Below are 18804 nucleotides of genomic sequence, written 5' to 3'. Positions count from 1 at the left end.
TGATGAACTTGCGTGCACTGGCGGCCAAAGCCATCTTCGAAGTCTTAGAGAAAGGCGTATCACTTTCAGTTGCCCTGCCAGAACAGCAAAAGCATCTTGCCAGTGGTAAAGATAAAGCCCTGCTCGCAGAGCTCTGCTACGGCGTGATGCGCACCTTGCCGCAGATCGAAAAACGCGTGGCCGAGTGTTTAGCCAAGCCGCTGAAAGGTAAGCAAAGGATCATCCACCAGCTATTAATTGTTGGCTGTTATCAACTTTACTTCACCCGCATTCCAAGCCACGCCGCCATCTCCGAAACCGCCGAGGCCTGCCGTCAGTTAAAATTTGAGGGCATGGTAAAGGTGGTCAATGGCGTGCTGCGTAATATTCAGCGCCAATTAACGCCGCTAAGCACTGAGTCAGAGACCTTAAGCTACAACACGCCGGGCTGGTTAATTAAGCGCTTAAAAGCCGCTTATCCCGATAATTGGCAAGAGATAATCCAGCAAAGCCATGAGCGTCCACCAATGTGGCTACGTAACAATCGCCTCTCCCAAAGCCGCGATGCATATCTTGCCGCCCTGAGTGAACTTGAGATAGAAGCAAGTGCAGGCCTCAGTGATGATGCCATTCTACTTGCCCATCCCAAGGATGTGGCAACATTGCCGCGCTTCCACGAAGGTGCGGCCTCGGTGCAAGATGGCGCCGCCCAATGGGCCGCAACCCTGCTGGCTCCGCAAGCCAACGAACTGGTCCTCGATGCCTGTGCGGCACCGGGCGGCAAAAGCTGCCATTTACTCGAACTTGAGCCGAGCATCCAACTGGTCGCCGTCGATTTCGATGCTAAACGACTGGAACGCGTGCAACAGAACCTTGACCGTTTGTCATTAAAAGCGGAAGTTATTCATGGCGATGCAGCCAACATCGACTCATGGTGGCAGGGTGAACAGTTTGATCGTATCTTACTCGACGCGCCTTGCTCTGCGACGGGCGTTATCCGCCGTCATCCCGATATCAAGTGGTTACGCAAAAACCATGACATCGAAGAACTGGCCGAGCTGCAAAGACAAATTCTCGATCACTGCTGGAAGTGGCTCAAGCCCGGTGGCACACTCCTGTATGCAACTTGCTCTATTTTGCCGCAGGAAAATCGAGACCAAATTAGTGCATTTTTAGCCAGAACCGCAGATGCTAAGCTAGACACTCTTGCCCAGCAGGCTTCAAGCCAAGATATAGGTTGGCAAATCACGCCGGGACAACACAACATGGACGGGTTTTATTACGCCCGTTTATTGAAAGCGACCCATTAGGAAGTAAGCAAGGCCATGAAAATTATCATATTAGGTGCGGGTCAAGTCGGGGGAACCTTGGCCGAAAATTTGGTGGGTGAAAATAACGATATCACCATAGTCGATAGCGACAAATCCAGATTACGCGCCCTGCAGGATAAATATGACCTTCGCGTCGTGGCGGGCCACGGTGCCCACCCCGATGTACTCAAAGAAGCTGGCGCCGAAGATGCCGACATGCTGATTGCTGTGACCAACAGCGATGAATGCAACATGGTCGCCTGCCAAATGGCCTACAGCCTATTTGGTACACCGACTAAAATCGCCCGTATTCGCTCCGAACCTTATCTGGCGATGCGTGATAAATTATTTATCGACAGTGAAACCAAAAATAGTGAGGGGCGCCCTCGCGGTGGTTTTGTGATCGATGAACTTATCGCACCTGAGCAGTTAGTGACCGCTTACATTCAACGTTTGGTTGAATATCCAGGGGCACTGCAAGTGCTCGAATTTGCCGAAGGCCGTTTAAGTTTGGTTGCAGTTCGTGCCTATTACGGCGGCCCTTTGGTCGGTAATGCCTTGGCTGCGCTTCGCGAGCATATGCCAAATATTGATACCCGGGTGGCGGCGATTTTCCGCCAAGGTCGCCCTATCATGCCCCGTGGCACAACGATTATCGAAGCCGATGACGAAGTGTTTTTCGTGGCCGACAGTCGCCATATCCGCGCGGTGATGAGTGAAATGCAAAAGCTGGATAACTCCTACCGCAATATCATGATTGCTGGCGGTGGTAACATCGGCTTAGGCCTGGCTAAACGCCTCGAACGCACCCACTCAGTCAAGCTGATTGAACATAAGTTTGAACGGGCCGAAACGCTCTCTGAACAGCTTGAAAACACTACAGTATTTTGTGGTGACGCCTCAGATCAAGAGTTGCTGCTCGAAGAACATATCGACCAAACTGACGTGTTTATTGCCGTCACCAACGACGATGAAGCCAACATCATGTCCGCCCTGCTCGCTAAACGCATGGGGGCGAAAAAGGTGATGGTGCTGATCCAGCGTGAGGCCTATGTGGATATTGTGCAGGAAGCGAATATCGATATCGCGATTTCACCCCAGCAGGCGACGATTTCAGCCTTACTGACCCACATCCGCCAAGGCGATATCTGTAACGTGTATTCCTTACGCCGCGGCGCCGCCGAAGCGATTGAAGCCATTGCCCATGGCGACTCCAGCACCTCTAAGGTCGTTGGCAAGGCGATTGGCGATATCAAGCTGCCGCCGGGAACCACCATTGGCGCCATTGTGCGTAACGAAGAAGTGCTGATGGCCCACGACAAGACAGTGATAGAGCAAGGGGATCACGTGATTCTGTTCCTCGTGAACAAAAAGTTTGTCGGCGAAGTCGAGAAACTGTTCCAACCTAGCGCCTTCTTCTTCTAAGTCATCATCTTATGCTGAACTTTAGACCGCTATTGTTTATTTTGGGGCTGTTTCTGTCGATGTTAACAGCCTTTATGTTAGCGCCCCTGCTCCTTGCCGTGTTCAACGGTGAGGAAACCGTGGGCGCTTTCATGCTGTCGGCTTTAGTCACTGGGATTTGCGCCAGCCTCTGTTTGCATAACGGCCAGAGCAAAACCATTAACCTCAATATTCGCGATATGTTTCTGCTCACCAGCCTCACTTGGCTGATCGTGAGCCTGTTTGCCGCCATGCCTTTTACCTTGTACCACGGCATTGGCTATACAGACGCCTTCTTCGAGACCATGTCCGGCATTACCACCACAGGTTCAACCGTGCTCTCGGGCTTAGATACTATGGACCACAGTATCTTAATCTGGCGCTCGTTGTTGCAATGGCTCGGCGGTATCGGCTTTATCGTGATGGCGGTAGCGATTCTGCCCTTCTTAAACGTCGGCGGTATGCGGCTGTTCCGCACCGAGTCATCGGATTGGAGCGATAAGGCGGTGCCACGCACCCAAAACATGGCTAAGCATCTCTTTTTTATCTATATCTTGCTGACCGTGATGTGCTGTGTTGCCTACCATCTTGCAGGCATGACTTGGTTTCAAGCCATTAACCATGCGATGACCACACTGTCGACGGGCGGCTATTCGACCTCAGATAACTCGATGGCGGCGTTTTCGAATTCGGCCCATTGGGTTGGCGTTGTGTTTATGGCGGCGGGAGGCTTACCCCTGCTGATGTTTGTGCAGATGATCCAGCAGCGAGACTTTACCGTCTGGAACGATGCTCAAGTCAAAGGCTTCTTGTTTTTCCTCACTTTTGTGTCTTGTTTTATTGGCTTCTGGCTGTGGCAAACGCGGGATATCGCCCTTATCGACGCACTGCGCCTCTCCAGCTTTAACGTGGTTTCCGTGGTCACCACCACAGGTTATGGTTTAACTGACTACGGCGCCTGGGGCGCGTTTGCGAATATCGCGTTTTTATTCTTAATGTTTGTCGGCAGCTGCTCGGGCTCAACCTCTGGCGGGATTAAAATCTTCCGCTTCCAAATTGCCGGCGCCATTATGCGCGAGCAGTTAAAGCAGCAATGCCATCCCAATGGCATCTTCCGGGAGCGCTATAACAACCGTTTGATCAGTGAAGATATTGTGCGTTCACTGATCACCTTTGTGCTGCTCTTTATGTTTGTGATTGTTGGACTTTCGGTGATTCTGGTGCTGACTGGGCTAGACCCCATGACCAGCTTTACCGGCGCTATTACCGCAGTTACCAACGTTGGCCCAGGGCTTGGCCCCATTATTGGCACAGCGGGTAATTTCTCGACGCTGCCCGATTTGGCTAAATGGGCGCTTTCTTTGGGTATGTTGCTCGGCCGCTTAGAGATTTTAACCGTAGCTGTACTGTTCCATCCCAGCTTTTGGAAATACTAATCGTATAAATCAAAAACTAAAAATGCGCTCAGTGAGCGCATTTTTATTAGGCGGGTTCAGTAACCTCGACCAAGGTTAGCAGATGGTCGGCATAGACCTTCACATCTTCCCAGTCGGTATAATCGATCACCGCCTTAGGATCCGTTGGTCCTTTAGTGATTTTCATAATCAATTGGATCATCAGTCTGTCGTACCAGGGCCACGAGGGGTAATCCACCTTTCCGGCGATAATCTTCAAATCGGTGGGAGTCCAAGGTGATAACGCAATGAATTTTTGCAGGTATTTATTGTTCTCAGGGATGCGTTTCTCAGGGTTACGCGCCACCACGTTGACGCAGAAGAAACTGTTTGGCAACGCACTTAAGGCCGGAGCGTGTTGCTCTATAAACTGAAATACACTCTTATCGTAGGTACCATAGAGTACACAAGCCCCTAGCGCTACCAGTTGATAATCGGGCCAGTTAATCTTGGTTGCCGCCGCACTATTGATATCCACCAAGTCCACCTTGGCGCCACGCAGCGTGAGTTGCTGCGCAATCGCATTCGCTATCTTGGCCGTATGGCCACCACGGGTAAAATAAAGCACCAGAATGCGTGTCATGGGGTATTCCCGTTCAGTTAAAGTATGTCACCATTGTGGCAATCATTGGTTAAATAAACCCCTGATAGGATCACAAATCAGCGTTGTCTCATATTCTGAAATGCAAAAATTGAGATCTGAATTGCCGAGCAGTATGATTGCGTATAGAAATATGTTCAATTAGAATTATCTAATCAAAAGCGATAAAGTGAGTACCTTATGCAAAATGATATTGATGTAAATGCAATGGTAACTAATGCGGAAAGTGCGGCTAAATGGCTCAAAGCCATAGCGAATCCTTATCGCTTAATGATTTTGTGCCTATTGCTGGATAAAGAGCTGAGCGTGACCGAGCTGAATGCAACTGTGCCATTGAGCCAGTCGGCGCTATCACAGCATTTGGCGGTGTTGCGAGCCGAAGACTTAGTCGATACCCGTAAGAGCTCGCAGATTGTGTATTACAAGCTTAAGAATGAGCAAGTCACCCAAGTGATTTCGATTCTCCACAGCCGTTACTGCGCCGTATAAATCGTGTCAGGCGGTAACAATAAAGCCCTAGCAGAGACTAGGGCTTTATCATTTTTATAGCTTGCTAAAGTGTGCCCCAAAGGCTTCGACTTTACCCCAGTCGGTAAACTCGAAGGTGCCCTTCAGATCGGTCGGTCCCTTAGTCATCCACATGATAAAACGGATCATAGTACGGTCGAATAAGCCGTATTTAGGGTAATCAATCTTGCCCGCAAACACCGCCAATTGCTGTGGTTGCCACAGGGATAACTTGAGGAACTTTTGCATGTAAGGATTGGTTTCTGGCGTGTTCTTTAATGGCTTGCGCGCCACCACATTCACAGTAAAAAAGCCGTTGATTTTACTGTCCAGCACAGCATGATTGCGATTCACAAACTGGTAGAGATCGGGCCTATGTTTGCCATAACGAATGCTCGCACCAATCAATACTTTATCGAAATCAGCAAGGCTTAAGGCTTCGGCTTGTTCTAAGGTCACTAAAGACACCTGCTCACCCGCTTGTTCGGCAAGCGTTTTGATTTTGCGGCAGATTTCCAGTGTTTGGCCATCAATTGTCGAATAGATGATTAGTGTCTGCATGTTAATCCCTCCAGAAAGTTGGCGTGAACAAAATCAGCAAGGTAAAGACTTCGAGGCGGCCAAATAACATGGCTACCACCAGCACCCATTTAGCACCATCACCAATACTGGCGTAGTTACTTGCTACTTCCCCAAGACCCGGACCGAGGTTATTTAAGCAGGCCGCCGTGGCACTAAAGGCGGTAATATCATCTAGCCCCATAGCCATCAGCGCTAACATACACAGCACGAAGACTAAGGCATAGGCGGAGAAAAATCCCCACACGGCATCGACAACCCGGTCAGGTAATGCCTTGGAGCCGATACGAATCGAGAACATCGCCTTAGGGTGAACAAGGCGTTTAAGTTCGCGTGAACCTTGTAACAGCAGCAGGATAACCCGGATCACCTTAATCCCGCCCGCAGTTGAACCACCACAACCACCGATAAAGCTTGAGAAGATCAACAGAATCGGCAGGAACAGCGGCCACATATGGAAGCTTTCGGTACCAAAGCCGGCGGTTGTCGCCACCGAAACCGCTTGGAATAAGGCGTGATCTAAGGTTTCTTCTGGCGAGTCATAAATCCCTGAGTGATAAAGGGTTAAGAAGCAAATCGCCGTCAGCACCAACTGAATCGCCACCAGCATTTTGAACTCGGTATCTCGAAAATAGACTCTAAAATTGATCCCGCGACGCGAAAATGCCGCAAAGTGCACGCTAAAGTTCACCGCAGAGACAATCAAAAAGAACACGCAAATCAGGTTGATCACTGAGCTGTCGAAGTATCCCATACTGGCATCGTGGGTCGAAAAGCCCCCGATAGCGATGGTCGAAAACGAGTGACACACGGCATCGAAAACGCTCATTCCCGCCAGCCAATAAGCGCCAGCACAGGCAATGGTTAGCAATAGATAGATGTACCATAACGCCTTGGCCGTTTCGGCAATCCTCGGCGTCATCTTACTGTCCTTCACAGGGCCAGGAATCTCGGCGCGATACAGCTGCATGCCCCCAACGCCCAGCACAGGCAGAATCGCCACGGCTAAAACGATGATCCCCATACCGCCGAGCCATTGCAGCATATGTCGATAAAACAGAATGGCCTTAGGCAAGGAGTCCAGTCCGACAATAACTGTGGCTCCCGTGGTGGTCAGTGCGGAAAATGATTCGAAAAAACTGTCGGTCCAGCTGAGATCGGGCTGGCTTGAGAAGATAAAAGGTAAAGCACCGATGGAGCCAAGAACGGTCCAGAACAGGACCACAATCAGAAACCCCTCACGGGTTCGCAATTCCTCTTTGCAGCGACGATTAGGATACCAGAGCCAAAAACCGATAAATAAGCTGACAAAAAATGCCTGAATAAACGCAGTACCACCGCCATCGTTATACCAAATGGCGATTAAGGCTGGCGGCAGCATAGTGATGGAGAACAGGCCGATAAGTAGACCTATGATTCTTATTATGGTTTTGTATTGCATTCCGCGTGTTCAATTATTCCATTGGCTGCAAAGGTATTTTCAGCATTTTGCATATTTTGGCATAATTTACGCGGGCATCACAGCTCAAACTCTGCGCGCAGGCTGCCCTGACTCAAAGTTGCCAGCGATTCATTCAATATGCCCTGCTGCTGTTTGCCTATTTCAAAATGGATATCAACGGCTTCGGCAAATTGCTTATCGATGATCACCGCTTCTAACTGCTGCAGTAGATGCTCAACATCCCTTAATTGAGTGTAATCACAATGCTGTTTTGCCGGATAACGTAATTGCTTTACTCGCGTCGGCAATTGCCCTAAACCTTGGCGTAATCCCGAGGTATAGGCACGCACTAAACCGCCCACGCCTAACTTAGTACCGCCATAGAAACGCACGACCACGGCACCGACTTCACCGAGATTCGCGCCTTGTAATACTGCGAGCATTGGACGACCAGCGCTGCCCGCAGGCTCACCATCGTCACTCGAACCGATGGCAATGCTGTCGTTAGGCGCTCCTGCGATAAAGGCATAGCAGTAATGACTGGCGCCGGGATAATCTCGCTTTATGTCAGTAAGTACTAACTTCAGTTGTTCTAAACTCGTGCAATGAAATAGAAAAGAGATAAAGCGGCTATGCTTTATCTCTTCTTCTATCTGCACACTTTCACTCGGTATCAGATAACTTTCGAGCACTCGCTCTCCCTAAAATCACGCTAAGCCCAGTTCGCGGGTCATATTTTCGTTTCGATCTTGATGCACAATCACATTATCCTCGATACGAATACCACCGAAAGGTCGCAGCTCATCAACGGTGCGCCAATTGATCTGCTGACCACGGCTATCTTGTTTTAGCTCATTGAGTAAAGTGTCGATAATGTACAAACCTGGCTCCATCGTAAGCACTTGGTTTGGCGCTAAAATGCGGGTGCAACGCAGGAACGGATGGGCTTCTGGTGCAGGAATATGGGTACCACGCTCATCGAAGGAAAAACCTCCCACATCATGTACTTGCAAACCTAACATATGGCCGAGTCCGTGGGGGAAGAAGGCGCTGGTTATGCCTTGATCGACTAAGCCTTGGGCATCGCCCGTGGCTAACTCAAAATCCAACAGCATTTGCGCGACTTTGCCATGGGTCGCCAAGTGTAAATCGGGATAACGCACACCTGGGCGCATCATATCGATCAGTTCGAGCTGCGCCTTGTTCATAGCAGTGATTAATTCATCAAAGCGATTCTTCTCAAACGCATAGGTACGAGTAATATCCGACGCATAGCCAAAATAACTGGCTCCCGCATCGATTAAAAAAGATAAACGCCGCGCCGGATTTTGATGCTCGAGCGCGGTGTAATGCAAAATCGCCGCATTTTGATTTAAGGCAATGATATTACCGTAGGGCACTTCGTTCTCGCCCTGTCCCACAGCAGATAAATACTGCTGCTGAATTTCAAACTCGCTCGCACCGTTATAGAAGGCATTTTTAGCCGCTAAATGCCCTTGCACCGCGATCTGGTTCGCACGGCGCATACATTCGAGTTCATATTCGGTTTTAGTAGTGCGATGGAAATGCAGATAGCTCATCACAGAGTCAGGATTGCGACTGGTGAAACCCAGTACCTCAGCCACATCTAAATGCTCACCCAAATAAGCCCAGTTGGTGATATCGCTAGGCAATAGCTCGGCAACCTTATCGGCCTTAGTGAGTAACTTGATCTCAAAATGCTCGGTCCAGAACATCTCCGGCACGTCCGACACCTTATGCCAAAAATCCACTGGGCGATAAAAAATCAGTTGTGGCTTATCGCGACCATTCACCACTAACCAGCAGTTAGGGTTATCCAACACAGGTAACCAAGCCTTGAAGTGGGGATTGGCTTTAAAAGGATAATTAATGTCGTCCAAAAACATTCGATGTGGCTGACCCGAGTGGATCACTAAACCTGATAATGCTTCTCGCGATACAATTTCAGCGACTCGACGATTAAGCTCGGCGATGTGGGCATGATAGTGATGAGCCAAGTGATCCATGTGTCATATCCTGTAATGAACGATAGTTAATAAAAAAACCGAAAATCTGACTAAGCCATATAGGCTCAGTGTTTTCCTTCGCTAACGCCCTGTGATTTCACAGGTTAGCAAATTCTCGATTTAAGCCTATGCTTTTAATTCTAAAAATAAAATTATCCATTTAGCCAGCGAGCAATACCGCTAAAGTACAAATTCCCACCACGTACTCTTTGGCGTAATCTGGCACTTCTACACTTTGTGCAGTGTATCACAAAGCTGAAAATTCACTCTAGCCGATAAGAAATTAAACAGTCGTTTAAATTGGGTGTTGTAATTTATCGAATTTCGAAGCACACTGGCACACAACTGGTCAAATGATGGCCGAAGCTGCTGTGAGATAGAGAGTCGTACTAACACCAACAGATAATGGTGGGTATCACTTTTAAGCCAAAAGGAAGCAAGCAATGATCTACCAAAGTCCTACAATTCAGGTTGAGTTACTCGAGGATAATATTGCCAAGCTGTGCTTTAACGCACCCGGTTCGGTGAACAAATTCGACAGAGAAACACTCGCCTCACTCGATGCCGCATTAGACAGCATTAAACAACAATCAAACATTCAGGCTTTAGTGCTGACCTCAGGTAAAGATACCTTTATCGTGGGTGCCGACATTACTGAATTTTTAGGCTTATTCGCACAGGATGATGCGGTACTGCTCTCTTGGATTGAACAGGCCAACGCCGTATTCAACAAGCTCGAAGATTTACCTTTCCCAACCGCTTCAGCGATTAAAGGTTTCGCCCTAGGCGGCGGTTGTGAAACTATTCTGGCAACGGATTTCCGTATCGCCGACACCACAGCCAAAATCGGCCTACCTGAAACCAAACTGGGCATTATCCCAGGCTTTGGTGGCACAGTGCGTTTACCTCGTGTGATTGGTGCGGATAACGCCCTTGAGTGGATCACCACGGGTAAAGATCAGCGTCCAGAAGATGCCTTAAAAGTCGGTGCTGTCGATGCCGTTGTTGCGCCAGAGGCTTTAGAAGCCGCCGCCATTCAAATGCTAAAAGATGCAGTAGCAGAAAAGCTTGATTGGCAAGCCCGTCGCCAACGTAAGATGTCACCACTGACCTTACCAAAACTCGAAGCCATGATGTCTTTTACTACCGCTAAAGGCATGGTGTTTGCGGTTGCGGGTAAACACTACCCTGCACCAATGGCGGCAGTCAGCGTTGTTGAACAAGCTGCGACCAAAGGCCGCAGCGACGCACTGCAAATTGAACATCAAGCGTTTATCAAGTTAGCGAAAACCGATGTAGCCAAGGCGTTGATCGGTATCTTCTTGAATGACCAATTAGTCAAAGGCAAAGCTAAAAAAGCAGGCAAACTCGCCAAAGATGTGAAAAGCGCCGCCGTATTAGGTGCTGGCATCATGGGTGGCGGTATCGCTTACCAAAGCGCCAGCAAAGGCACGCCAATAGTAATGAAGGATATCGCTCAACCTGCATTAGATTTAGGTTTAGGCGAAGCCGCTAAACTGTTATCTGCGCAAGTTGCTCGCGGCCGCTCTACCCCAGAAAAAATGGCTAAGGTGCTGAACAACATCACTCCAGCCTTAGACTATGCTCCAGTTAAACATGCTGACGTGGTTGTCGAAGCCGTAGTTGAGCATCCAAAAGTGAAGGCACAAGTACTGGCGGAAGTTGAACAATACGTGAGTGAAGATGCGATTATCGCCTCTAACACGTCAACCATTTCAATCAACCTGCTCGCGAAAAGCATGAAGAAGCCTGAGCGTTTCTGCGGTATGCACTTCTTTAACCCTGTGCACAAAATGCCATTGGTTGAAGTTATTCGTGGCGAGCACAGCTCAGAAGAAACCATCGCATCTGTTGTTGCCTACGCCAGCAAAATGGGTAAAACCCCAATCGTTGTTAACGATTGCCCGGGTTTCTTCGTTAACCGCGTACTCTTCCCTTACTTTGCAGGCTTTAACGGCCTGCTCGCCGAAGGTGGCGACTTTGCCGCTATCGATAAAGTGATGGAAAAACAATTCGGCTGGCCAATGGGCCCAGCTTACCTGCTAGACGTTGTCGGCCTAGACACGGGTCACCACGCGCAAGCGGTAATGGCCGAAGGCTTCCCCGATCGTATGGGCAAATCTGGCAATGACGCGATTGACGTGATGTTTGAGAACAAGCGTCTCGGTCAGAAGAATGGTAAAGGTTTCTACGCTTACTCTGTAGATAGCCGTGGTAAACCAAAGAAAGATGTCGACCCAACCAGCTACGAGCTGCTGAAGGCCGCCTTTGGTGAGCAAAAAGCATTCGATGCGGATGAAATCATCGCCCGCACTATGATCCCAATGATTATCGAAACCGTTCGCTGTTTAGAAGAAGGCATTGTGGCATCACCTGCCGAAGCAGATATGGGCTTGGTCTATGGTTTAGGTTTCCCTCCATTCCGTGGTGGTGTATTCCGTTACTTAGATACTATGGGCGTAGCGAACTTTGTCGCCTTAGCTGACAAATACGCTCACTTAGGTGGTTTGTATCAAGTCACCGACGCCATGCGCGCCCTTGCAGCCAACAACGGTAGCTACTACCAAGCCTAATTAGCGGGAAAGGAATTTAATTATGAAACAAGCTGTTATCGTAGATTGCATTCGTACTCCTATGGGCCGTTCTAAGGCTGGGGTGTTTCGTAATGTACGTGCAGAAACACTCTCTGCCGAATTAATGAAAGGTCTATTACTGCGTAACCCGCAATTAGATCCCAATACTATTGAAGATGTGATTTGGGGCTGCGTGCAGCAAACCCTAGAGCAAGGCTTCAACATTGCCCGTAACGCATCATTGCTGGCAGGTATCCCGAAGACGGCTGGCGCTGTGACAGTCAACCGCTTATGTGGTTCTTCGATGGAAGCCATTCATCAAGCCGCTCGTGCAATCATGACTGGCATGGGCGACACCTTTATCATCGGTGGTGTTGAACACATGGGCCACGTGCCAATGAACCACGGTGTGGACTTCCACCCAGGTTTAGCCAATAACGTCGCTAAAGCGTCTGGCATGATGGGTTTAACCGCTGAGATGTTGGGTAAGCTTCACGGTATTACCCGTGAGCAGCAAGATGCCTTTGCAGTGCGTTCACACCAACGCGCTCACGCAGCGACAGTTGAAGGCCGCTTTGCCAAGGAAATCTATGGCATCGAAGGCCATGATGCTAACGGCGCGCTAATTAAAGTGCTGCACGACGAAGTGATTCGTCCAGAAACCTCAATGGAGTCATTGGCGGCGCTGCGCCCAGTATTCGACCCAGCAAACGGTACTGTTACTGCCGGTACCTCTTCAGCATTATCTGACGGTGCTTCGGCAATGTTAGTGATGGAAGAATCTAAAGCGCGCGCTTTGGGTCTACCAATCCGTGCCCGTATCCGCTCAATGGCAGTTGCAGGTTGTGACGCGGCAATCATGGGTTACGGTCCAGTACCTGCTACTCAAAAAGCACTGGCTCGCGCAGGCATCACAGTTAATGATTTGGATGTTATCGAGCTAAACGAAGCGTTCGCTGCTCAGTCTCTACCCTGCGTTAAAGACCTAGGTCTGCTCGATGTGGTAGAAGACAAGATCAACCTAAATGGTGGCGCGATTGCGCTTGGCCATCCACTGGGCTGTTCTGGTGCACGTATTTCGACAACGCTTATCAACCTGATGGAACACAAAGATGCGACCTTAGGTTTAGCCACTATGTGTATCGGTTTAGGCCAAGGTATTGCGACCGTTTTCGAACGCGTTTAATCCTTAACGATTCTTCCTTCAAAGCCGGACTCAGTTCCGGCTTTTTTATTTGCGATAGCGCCTTAATTATCTTCCTTTCTACTCAGCTTCAATTTGAAAATCAGGCAGTTTTCGACTTAACTTGATAAATATCCTTAATGCACTTCTCCGCATTTGACCGTCATTACGACACTGCTAAGAAGCATGGATGCGTTTCATTCTTTAGGCTACGAGAGGGATGTTCAATGCTGCAAACGGAACAAACGCTTTTCGAACAAATGCGGATCACTGAGCTTGAGATTGATTTTCGCAAGTCCTTGTTCTCTTTTACCTTAGCCGATGTCAGAGCACTGCAATCCTTCAAACCTGTGATTGAAGAGAACATAGATAAAATCGTTGATGACTTTTACGGTCTACAAACCAGTGTGTCCGAGATTGCTCTGCTGATCGGAGACTCCGATACCCTAGCTCGTTTACGTACCGCACAGAGACGTTATGTGCTCGACCTGTTTAATGGTGTGTACGATTTAGAATATGTAAACAACCGCCTGCGGATTGGATTGGTACATAAGCGTATCGGCGTTGAACCTAAACTCTACCTTTCTGCCGTTCATACTCTAAAAGAGTTGATTTATGCCGAGATAAATAACTCGGTTGCTGATGACTTGCAAAATGAACGCATTCGAGTCGCCATAGATAAACTTGTTCTCTTCGACGTCACCCTCGTCTTCGATACCTATATTCGAAGCCTAGTATCCGAAATTGAGAACGCCAAAGACAAGGCTGAACGTTACGCACAGAGCATGGAGAGCAAAGTCAAAGAACGTACACAACAGCTCGAAGAATTATCTCAAACCGACCCGTTAACGGGGCTATTAAATGTGCGACACCTGCAAGAAATTGGCACTCGCATTTTAAGAGCAGCTCAGAGACGAGCCGAACCAGTTAGCGTAATCTACTTAGATGTTGATGATTTCAAATCCTTTAATGATACCCAAGGCCATCGCTCTGGAGACGAAGTGCTTTGCGCCGTCGCGCAGGCCATCAAAGAAAGCACCCGCGTAGAAGATCATAGTTTTCGCTACGGTGGCGATGAGTTCTGCATCATCATGCCCAATTGTCGAGAAGACCAAGCCAGAGACAACTTTATCGAGCGCTTTAATCAGAATATTAAACTGCACCTAAACAACATCTCCCTCAGTTACGGTATTGTTGATACAGGCCCCTATGATTACGATGATGCCAATACCTTGATCCATAAAGCGGATCAAAAAATGTATAGCTATAAACGTGCTGCCAAGTTGCAGCAGCAAGGCTCAGTGTCGATTGCGGCAAATGATATAAAATCCGATATGCCTCAGTCCGCTTCTCAAGTAGGAACACCCCAAGCAGCAATTACGCCAACCATAGTGCATAGCATTCAACAACCTCAGGGAATAAACAAAGTTGCCGAGTAATAGAAATGTTCCACGTGAAACATTCAGCTGGCGGTAAACAAATTGGCAAGAGCAATGCCTAGCCCCATCACAAATTCAAGCCATCAACTTGGTTTATCCAAACCACTGGAGTAACATTAGCCAATTCTGTTTAACCGTTCAGTAGAGGTCATATGAACGACGTTTTCTCAACCGCACAACACAAACTGGATGCTCTTGGTTTACGCTGCCCAGAGCCGGTAATGATGGTGCGAAAGACGGTAAGACAAATGGCACAAGGTGAAACCTTGCTAATCATCGCAGATGATCCTGCGACTACACGTGATATTCCCAGCTTTTGTGAGTTTATGGACCACACACTGGTCGCCAGTGAAACCAGCCAAACACCCTATCAATATTTGATTAAAAAGGGACTCTGAGTCTCTACATCGACATCAGGATAAGGACATCAAACATGCCGAAACTAGTTGCTATCGCCTACAAAACGGTTAAACGCGGGCCAATGAACGAAGTGCTGTGCGCGAATGTCACTCAGCACAGTGGTGTCGAAAAAGATGTATTTGGTCGCCCGGGTAAACGTCAAGTCACAGTACTGTCGCTGCAACAGTGGCAAATAGCTTGTCAGAGCATAGATGCAAATTTACCTTGGACGACTCGTCGAGCAAATCTATTAGTCGACGGCTGTAGTTTTGGGGATGCGGATGTGGGTAAGCAGCTGCGCATTGGTGATCTCTGCCTCGAAGTGACGGGTGAGACTGCTCCCTGCAAGAAGATGGAACTGGCTCATGCTGGCTTGGAATCCGCCCTTACTCCCGATTGGCGAGGCGGCGTCACTTGTCGCGTCATCAATGACGCCATGATCCATATAGGTGATCCCGTTACATTAGACTAATCATACTTCGCGGAGAGTAAGCCACATTACTCTCCCACAGCTTCAACCCCTCGGTCATTAATTGAAACAGTATTTCCGTTTTCCTTACTGGGTATTTGTGCGATAACTTAGCGCTGCATTAACAAAAGTTTATCTAATCCGATAACAGCAAAGCCCTAGAATAACGATAACAGGACATAACATGTTGAAACCTAAGCTGACACCGCTTTATATCGCCCTGATGCTTGGCCTTAGTTCCCACACAGTACAGGCAACAGACGCCCAAAAAGCCAGTTGGAACGTCAATGCGCCAGCCAATGCCCCTCTAGAAAAAGTGACCATAGATGTAACCGAAGGCACTTGGATGAACATCAGTGTCAGCCCAGATGGTAAACATTTAGTGTTTGATTTACTGGGTGATATTTATCAAATCCCAGTCACGGGTGGCGAAGCAAAACCATTAGCCCAAGGCATCGCCTGGCAAATGCAGCCCGTGTATAGCCCGGATGGTAAGCATATTGCCTTTACCTCAGATGCGGATGGTGGCGACAATATTTGGATTATGGATGCCGATGGTAGCAATCCACGCACAGTCACGACAGAGACCTTTCGTTTACTTAACAGTCCTGCGTGGAGCCCTGATTCGGAATATTTAGTCGGTCGTAAGCATTTTACCGCCAGTCGGAGCTTAGGCGCTGGTGAAGTCTGGCTCTACCATGTCGCTGGTGGCGAAGGTGTTAAACTCACCGAACGTCCTAACGATGAAAAGGATTTAGGGGAGCCAGCCTATTCACCCGATGGCCGTTACATTTACTTCAGCCAAGATGACACTCCTGGCAAAACCTTCCATTATTCTAAGGATTCAGTAAACGGCATCTATAAAATCAAGCGTTATGATACCCAAACGGGTGATATCGAAATCTTGATCGAAGGAACCGGTGGCGCCATTCGTCCAACACCGAGCCCTGACGGCACCAAACTGGCGTACATCAAGCGAGATGATTTCCAATCCTCCTTGTATTTGCTCGATTTGAAATCCGGCGAAACCACTAAGCTGTATGGCGATTTAGAGCGCGATATGCAAGAGACGTGGGCAATACACGGTGTCTATCCCACCATGGCTTGGACCCAAGATAACAAAGATATTTTTTTCTGGGCTAAGGGCAAAATCAATCGCCTGAATGTTGCCAATAAAACGGTCACCAACATTCCCTTCAGCGTAAAAACCCAGTTAGATGTGCAGCCTTCAGTACGCTTTAAACAAGATATTGATAAGGATGTATTCGACGTAAAAATGCTACGAATGACACAAGTTTCACCGGATGGCAGCAAAGTCGCCTTCGAAGCATTGGGTAAAATCTGGTTGAAGACACTTCCCGATGGCAAGATGACACGCTTAACTGAGTTAGGTAACGACATTGAAGAGCTCTATCCCCAGTGGTCGCGTGATGGCAAAAATATTGTCTTCACAACTTGGAATGACCAAGACCAGGGCACAGTACAAGTGATCAGTGCAAAAGGTGGCAAAGCGAAACAACTTACCACTGAGACAGGCAAATACGTTGAGCCCACCTTCTCACCCAATGGTGAACTGGTAGTGTATCGCAAAACCCAAGGTGGACACCTTACACCTCGTACTTGGTCGCAGGAACCCGGCCTGTACAAGGTCGATTTAAAAACCAAACAAAATAAGAAAATTAGCGCTGAGGGTTATCAAGCACAATTCGGCGCTTCGGCCGATCGCATTTTCTTTATGAACACAGGTGATAACGACACGCCACAGCTTGCCTCAATTAACCTAGATGGGTTTGATAAACGCGTTCACTACAGCAGTAAGCATGCAACCGAATTTAGAGTATCTCCCGACGGCGAACAACTGGCCTTTGCCGAACGTTTTAAAGTTTGGGTCACCCCCTTCGCTAAACATGGTGAAACCGTTGAAATCGGCCCTAACGCCAGCAATCTTCCTGTTACTCAATTAAGTGTGCGGGCCGGCGAAAGTATCAGCTGGAATAGTAAGAGTAACCAACTCTATTGGACTCTTGGCCCAGAACTGTACCAAGCCAATGTGGATTCCCAGTATCTTAAAAAGGACGAGCAAGCTAAGCCAAGTATTATCAACTTGGGCTTTACCGAAACGGCCGATGTTCCACGTGGAACAGTCGCCTTTGTCGGCGGCAAAGTGATCACCATGGAAAATGACCAAGTCATCGATAAAGGTGTGGTCATAGTCAAAGACAATCATATTTTAACCGTTGGCGATGCAAACACGGCAATTCCAAAGGATGCGCAAGTTATCGAAATTAGTGGCAAATCCATTATGCCAGGCTTGTTTGATGCTCATGCCCACGGTGCACAGGCCGATGATGAAATCGTGCCACAACAAAACTGGGCACTCTACTCTGGCTTATCCCTAGGCGTGACAACCATCCATGATCCGTCAAACGATACTACTGAGATATTTGCTGCCTCTGAACAGCAAAAGGCTGGTCACATCGTTGGTCCACGGATTTTCTCCACTGGAACGATTCTTTATGGCGCCAATGCTCCCGGCTACACCTCACATATAGACTCACTCGATGATGCGAAATTCCATTTAGAACGACTCAAAAAAGTCGGCGCCTTTAGTGTTAAAAGCTACAATCAACCTCGTCGTAATCAAAGACAACAGGTTATCGCCGCCGCTCGCGAACTCGAAATGATGGTTGTGCCTGAGGGTGGCAGCTTGCTGCAACATAACCTAACCATGGTTGCCGATGGCCATACAACCGTTGAGCACTCGTTACCCGTGGCGAGTATTTATAACGATATTAAACAGTTCTGGAGCCAAACTAAGGTCGGTTACACTCCAACCTTAGTCGTCGCCTACGGCGGTATTTCGGGTGAAAACTATTGGTACGATAAAACCGATGTGTGGGCACATCCACGTTTGTCTATGTATGTGCCAAGCGATATTTTGCAGGCTCGCTCAATGCGTCGCCCCCATGCACCAGACAGTCACTACAACCACTTCAATGTTGCTAAAGTGGCGAATGAGTTTAATAAATTAGGCATTCATCCAAATATTGGCGCCCACGGTCAGCGTGAGGGTTTAGCCGCACATTGGGAAATGTGGATGTTCGCCCAAGGCGGCATGAGCAATATGGATGTACTGAAAACTGCAACCATCAACCCTGCCACCACCTTCGGTCTAGAGCATCAACTTGGCTCAATCAAAACCGGTAAGCTTGCAGACTTAATCGTTATTAATGGCGACCCATTAGCGGATATTCGAGTCACAGATAAAGTCACTTATACTATGGTCAATGGTAAGTTGTTTGATGCTGAGTCGATGAACCAGCTGAATGGTAACAAACAACAGCGTAAGCCATTCTTCTTCGAGAAAATCTAATCTCAA

Annotated in this window: 15 protein-coding genes; 10 read left to right on the top strand and 5 right to left on the bottom strand. The window is 48.3% G+C overall.

The annotated features are described in order from the left end of the window. The first annotated feature begins 2 nt into the window (after window positions 1-2). The 3 genes from rsmB to SHEWANA3_RS00160 are packed head-to-tail and all read left to right on the top strand — an operon-like array spanning window position 3 to window position 4168. Window positions 3-1289 carry a 16S rRNA (cytosine(967)-C(5))-methyltransferase RsmB gene (gene rsmB / locus SHEWANA3_RS00170; RefSeq protein ID WP_041412890.1) on the top strand — a complete coding sequence of 429 codons (1287 nt, stop codon included), beginning with the start codon at window positions 3-5 and terminating at the stop codon, window positions 1287-1289. Between the two features lie 15 nt (window positions 1290-1304). Then, a complete protein-coding gene (gene trkA / locus SHEWANA3_RS00165) occupies window positions 1305-2714 on the top strand; it encodes a Trk system potassium transporter TrkA (RefSeq protein WP_011620862.1) in 1410 nt (469 codons plus the stop codon). Between the two features lie 11 nt (window positions 2715-2725). Then, complete coding sequence (locus SHEWANA3_RS00160) at window positions 2726-4168, top strand: TrkH family potassium uptake protein (RefSeq protein ID WP_011715323.1); 1443 nt, start codon at window positions 2726-2728, stop codon at window positions 4166-4168. 46 nt (window positions 4169-4214) lie between these two features. On the opposite strand, the gene hemG (SHEWANA3_RS00155) is transcribed toward SHEWANA3_RS00160, so the two are convergent. Continuing rightward, entirely contained in the window at window positions 4215-4769 is a 555-nt protein-coding gene (gene hemG, locus SHEWANA3_RS00155) for a menaquinone-dependent protoporphyrinogen IX dehydrogenase (protein WP_011715322.1), read from the bottom strand. Window positions 4770-4967: 198 nt separating this feature from the next. On the opposite strand from hemG (SHEWANA3_RS00155), the gene SHEWANA3_RS00150 reads away from it, so the two are divergent. Further along, window positions 4968-5276, top strand: coding sequence for a metalloregulator ArsR/SmtB family transcription factor (locus SHEWANA3_RS00150; protein ID WP_011715321.1), 309 nt, complete (start codon window positions 4968-4970; stop codon window positions 5274-5276). A gap of 54 nt (window positions 5277-5330) precedes the next feature. On the opposite strand, the gene hemG (SHEWANA3_RS00145) is transcribed toward SHEWANA3_RS00150, so the two are convergent. From hemG (SHEWANA3_RS00145) to pepQ, 4 genes are all read right to left on the bottom strand, one after another. After that, the gene (gene hemG, locus SHEWANA3_RS00145; RefSeq protein WP_011715320.1) at window positions 5331-5855 is read right to left on the bottom strand and encodes a menaquinone-dependent protoporphyrinogen IX dehydrogenase; all 525 of its coding nucleotides are present in this window, start codon (window positions 5853-5855) and stop codon (window positions 5331-5333) included. 1 nt (window position 5856) lies between these two features. Then, window positions 5857-7314 (bottom strand): TrkH family potassium uptake protein, encoded by a 1458-nt coding sequence (locus SHEWANA3_RS00140; protein WP_011620857.1) that lies wholly within the window; start codon window positions 7312-7314, stop codon window positions 5857-5859. 77 nt (window positions 7315-7391) lie between these two features. Continuing rightward, the gene (locus tag SHEWANA3_RS00135; protein ID WP_011715319.1) at window positions 7392-8006 is read right to left on the bottom strand and encodes a YigZ family protein; all 615 of its coding nucleotides are present in this window, start codon (window positions 8004-8006) and stop codon (window positions 7392-7394) included. Between the two features lie 15 nt (window positions 8007-8021). Continuing rightward, window positions 8022-9341: a Xaa-Pro dipeptidase gene (gene pepQ, locus SHEWANA3_RS00130; RefSeq protein WP_011715318.1), complete on the bottom strand. Its 1320-nt coding sequence runs from the start codon at window positions 9339-9341 to the stop codon at window positions 8022-8024. 443 nt (window positions 9342-9784) lie between these two features. Here pepQ and fadB point away from each other — a divergent pair, with 443 nt between their 5' ends. The 6 genes from fadB to SHEWANA3_RS00100 all read left to right on the top strand — a co-directional run bounded on the left by fadB (window position 9785) and on the right by SHEWANA3_RS00100 (window position 18798). After that, on the top strand, window positions 9785-11935 hold the full coding sequence (gene fadB / locus SHEWANA3_RS00125; RefSeq protein ID WP_011715317.1) for a fatty acid oxidation complex subunit alpha FadB: 2151 nt from the start codon (window positions 9785-9787) through the stop codon (window positions 11933-11935). 22 nt (window positions 11936-11957) lie between these two features. Then, a complete protein-coding gene (fadA, locus tag SHEWANA3_RS00120; protein WP_011715316.1) occupies window positions 11958-13121 on the top strand; it encodes an acetyl-CoA C-acyltransferase FadA in 1164 nt (387 codons plus the stop codon). A gap of 224 nt (window positions 13122-13345) precedes the next feature. Continuing rightward, window positions 13346-14557 carry a diguanylate cyclase gene (locus SHEWANA3_RS00115; RefSeq protein ID WP_011715315.1) on the top strand — a complete coding sequence of 404 codons (1212 nt, stop codon included), beginning with the start codon at window positions 13346-13348 and terminating at the stop codon, window positions 14555-14557. Between the two features lie 152 nt (window positions 14558-14709). Beyond that, the gene (gene tusA, locus SHEWANA3_RS00110; protein ID WP_011715314.1) at window positions 14710-14955 is read left to right on the top strand and encodes a sulfurtransferase TusA; all 246 of its coding nucleotides are present in this window, start codon (window positions 14710-14712) and stop codon (window positions 14953-14955) included. A 35-nt stretch (window positions 14956-14990) separates the two neighbouring features. Continuing rightward, on the top strand, window positions 14991-15428 hold the full coding sequence (locus SHEWANA3_RS00105; RefSeq protein ID WP_011715313.1) for an MOSC domain-containing protein: 438 nt from the start codon (window positions 14991-14993) through the stop codon (window positions 15426-15428). A 181-nt stretch (window positions 15429-15609) separates the two neighbouring features. Further along, entirely contained in the window at window positions 15610-18798 is a 3189-nt protein-coding gene (locus tag SHEWANA3_RS00100; RefSeq protein ID WP_011715312.1) for an amidohydrolase family protein, read from the top strand. Window positions 18799-18804 lie beyond the last annotated feature (6 nt).

This window comes from Shewanella sp. ANA-3 (genome assembly GCF_000203935.1).
Classification (GTDB): Bacteria; Pseudomonadota; Gammaproteobacteria; order Enterobacterales; family Shewanellaceae; genus Shewanella.
The sequence above is the reverse complement of the archived record's forward strand: the minus strand, read 5'-3'. Positions and strand labels throughout refer to the sequence as shown.

Excerpts from the sequence above, each read along its gene's own strand:
- fadA (WP_011715316.1), top strand. The coding sequence starts at position 11,958 with ATGAAACAAGCTGTTATCGTAGATTGCATTCGTACTCCTATGGGCCGT.
- SHEWANA3_RS00115 (WP_011715315.1), top strand. The coding sequence starts at position 13,346 with ATGCTGCAAACGGAACAAACGCTTTTCGAACAAATGCGGATCACTGAG.
- SHEWANA3_RS00105 (WP_011715313.1), top strand. The coding sequence starts at position 14,991 with ATGCCGAAACTAGTTGCTATCGCCTACAAAACGGTTAAACGCGGGCCA.
- hemG (WP_011715320.1), bottom strand. The coding sequence starts at position 5,855 with ATGCAGACACTAATCATCTATTCGACAATTGATGGCCAAACACTGGAA.
- SHEWANA3_RS00150 (WP_011715321.1), top strand. The coding sequence starts at position 4,968 with ATGCAAAATGATATTGATGTAAATGCAATGGTAACTAATGCGGAAAGT.
- SHEWANA3_RS00140 (WP_011620857.1), bottom strand. The coding sequence starts at position 7,314 with ATGCAATACAAAACCATAATAAGAATCATAGGTCTACTTATCGGCCTG.
- hemG (WP_011715322.1), bottom strand. The coding sequence starts at position 4,769 with ATGACACGCATTCTGGTGCTTTATTTTACCCGTGGTGGCCATACGGCC.
- trkA (WP_011620862.1), top strand. The coding sequence starts at position 1,305 with ATGAAAATTATCATATTAGGTGCGGGTCAAGTCGGGGGAACCTTGGCC.
- SHEWANA3_RS00100 (WP_011715312.1), top strand. The coding sequence starts at position 15,610 with ATGTTGAAACCTAAGCTGACACCGCTTTATATCGCCCTGATGCTTGGC.
- rsmB (WP_041412890.1), top strand. The coding sequence starts at position 3 with ATGAACTTGCGTGCACTGGCGGCCAAAGCCATCTTCGAAGTCTTAGAG.
- pepQ (WP_011715318.1), bottom strand. The coding sequence starts at position 9,341 with ATGGATCACTTGGCTCATCACTATCATGCCCACATCGCCGAGCTTAAT.
- SHEWANA3_RS00160 (WP_011715323.1), top strand. The coding sequence starts at position 2,726 with ATGCTGAACTTTAGACCGCTATTGTTTATTTTGGGGCTGTTTCTGTCG.
- fadB (WP_011715317.1), top strand. The coding sequence starts at position 9,785 with ATGATCTACCAAAGTCCTACAATTCAGGTTGAGTTACTCGAGGATAAT.
- tusA (WP_011715314.1), top strand. The coding sequence starts at position 14,710 with ATGAACGACGTTTTCTCAACCGCACAACACAAACTGGATGCTCTTGGT.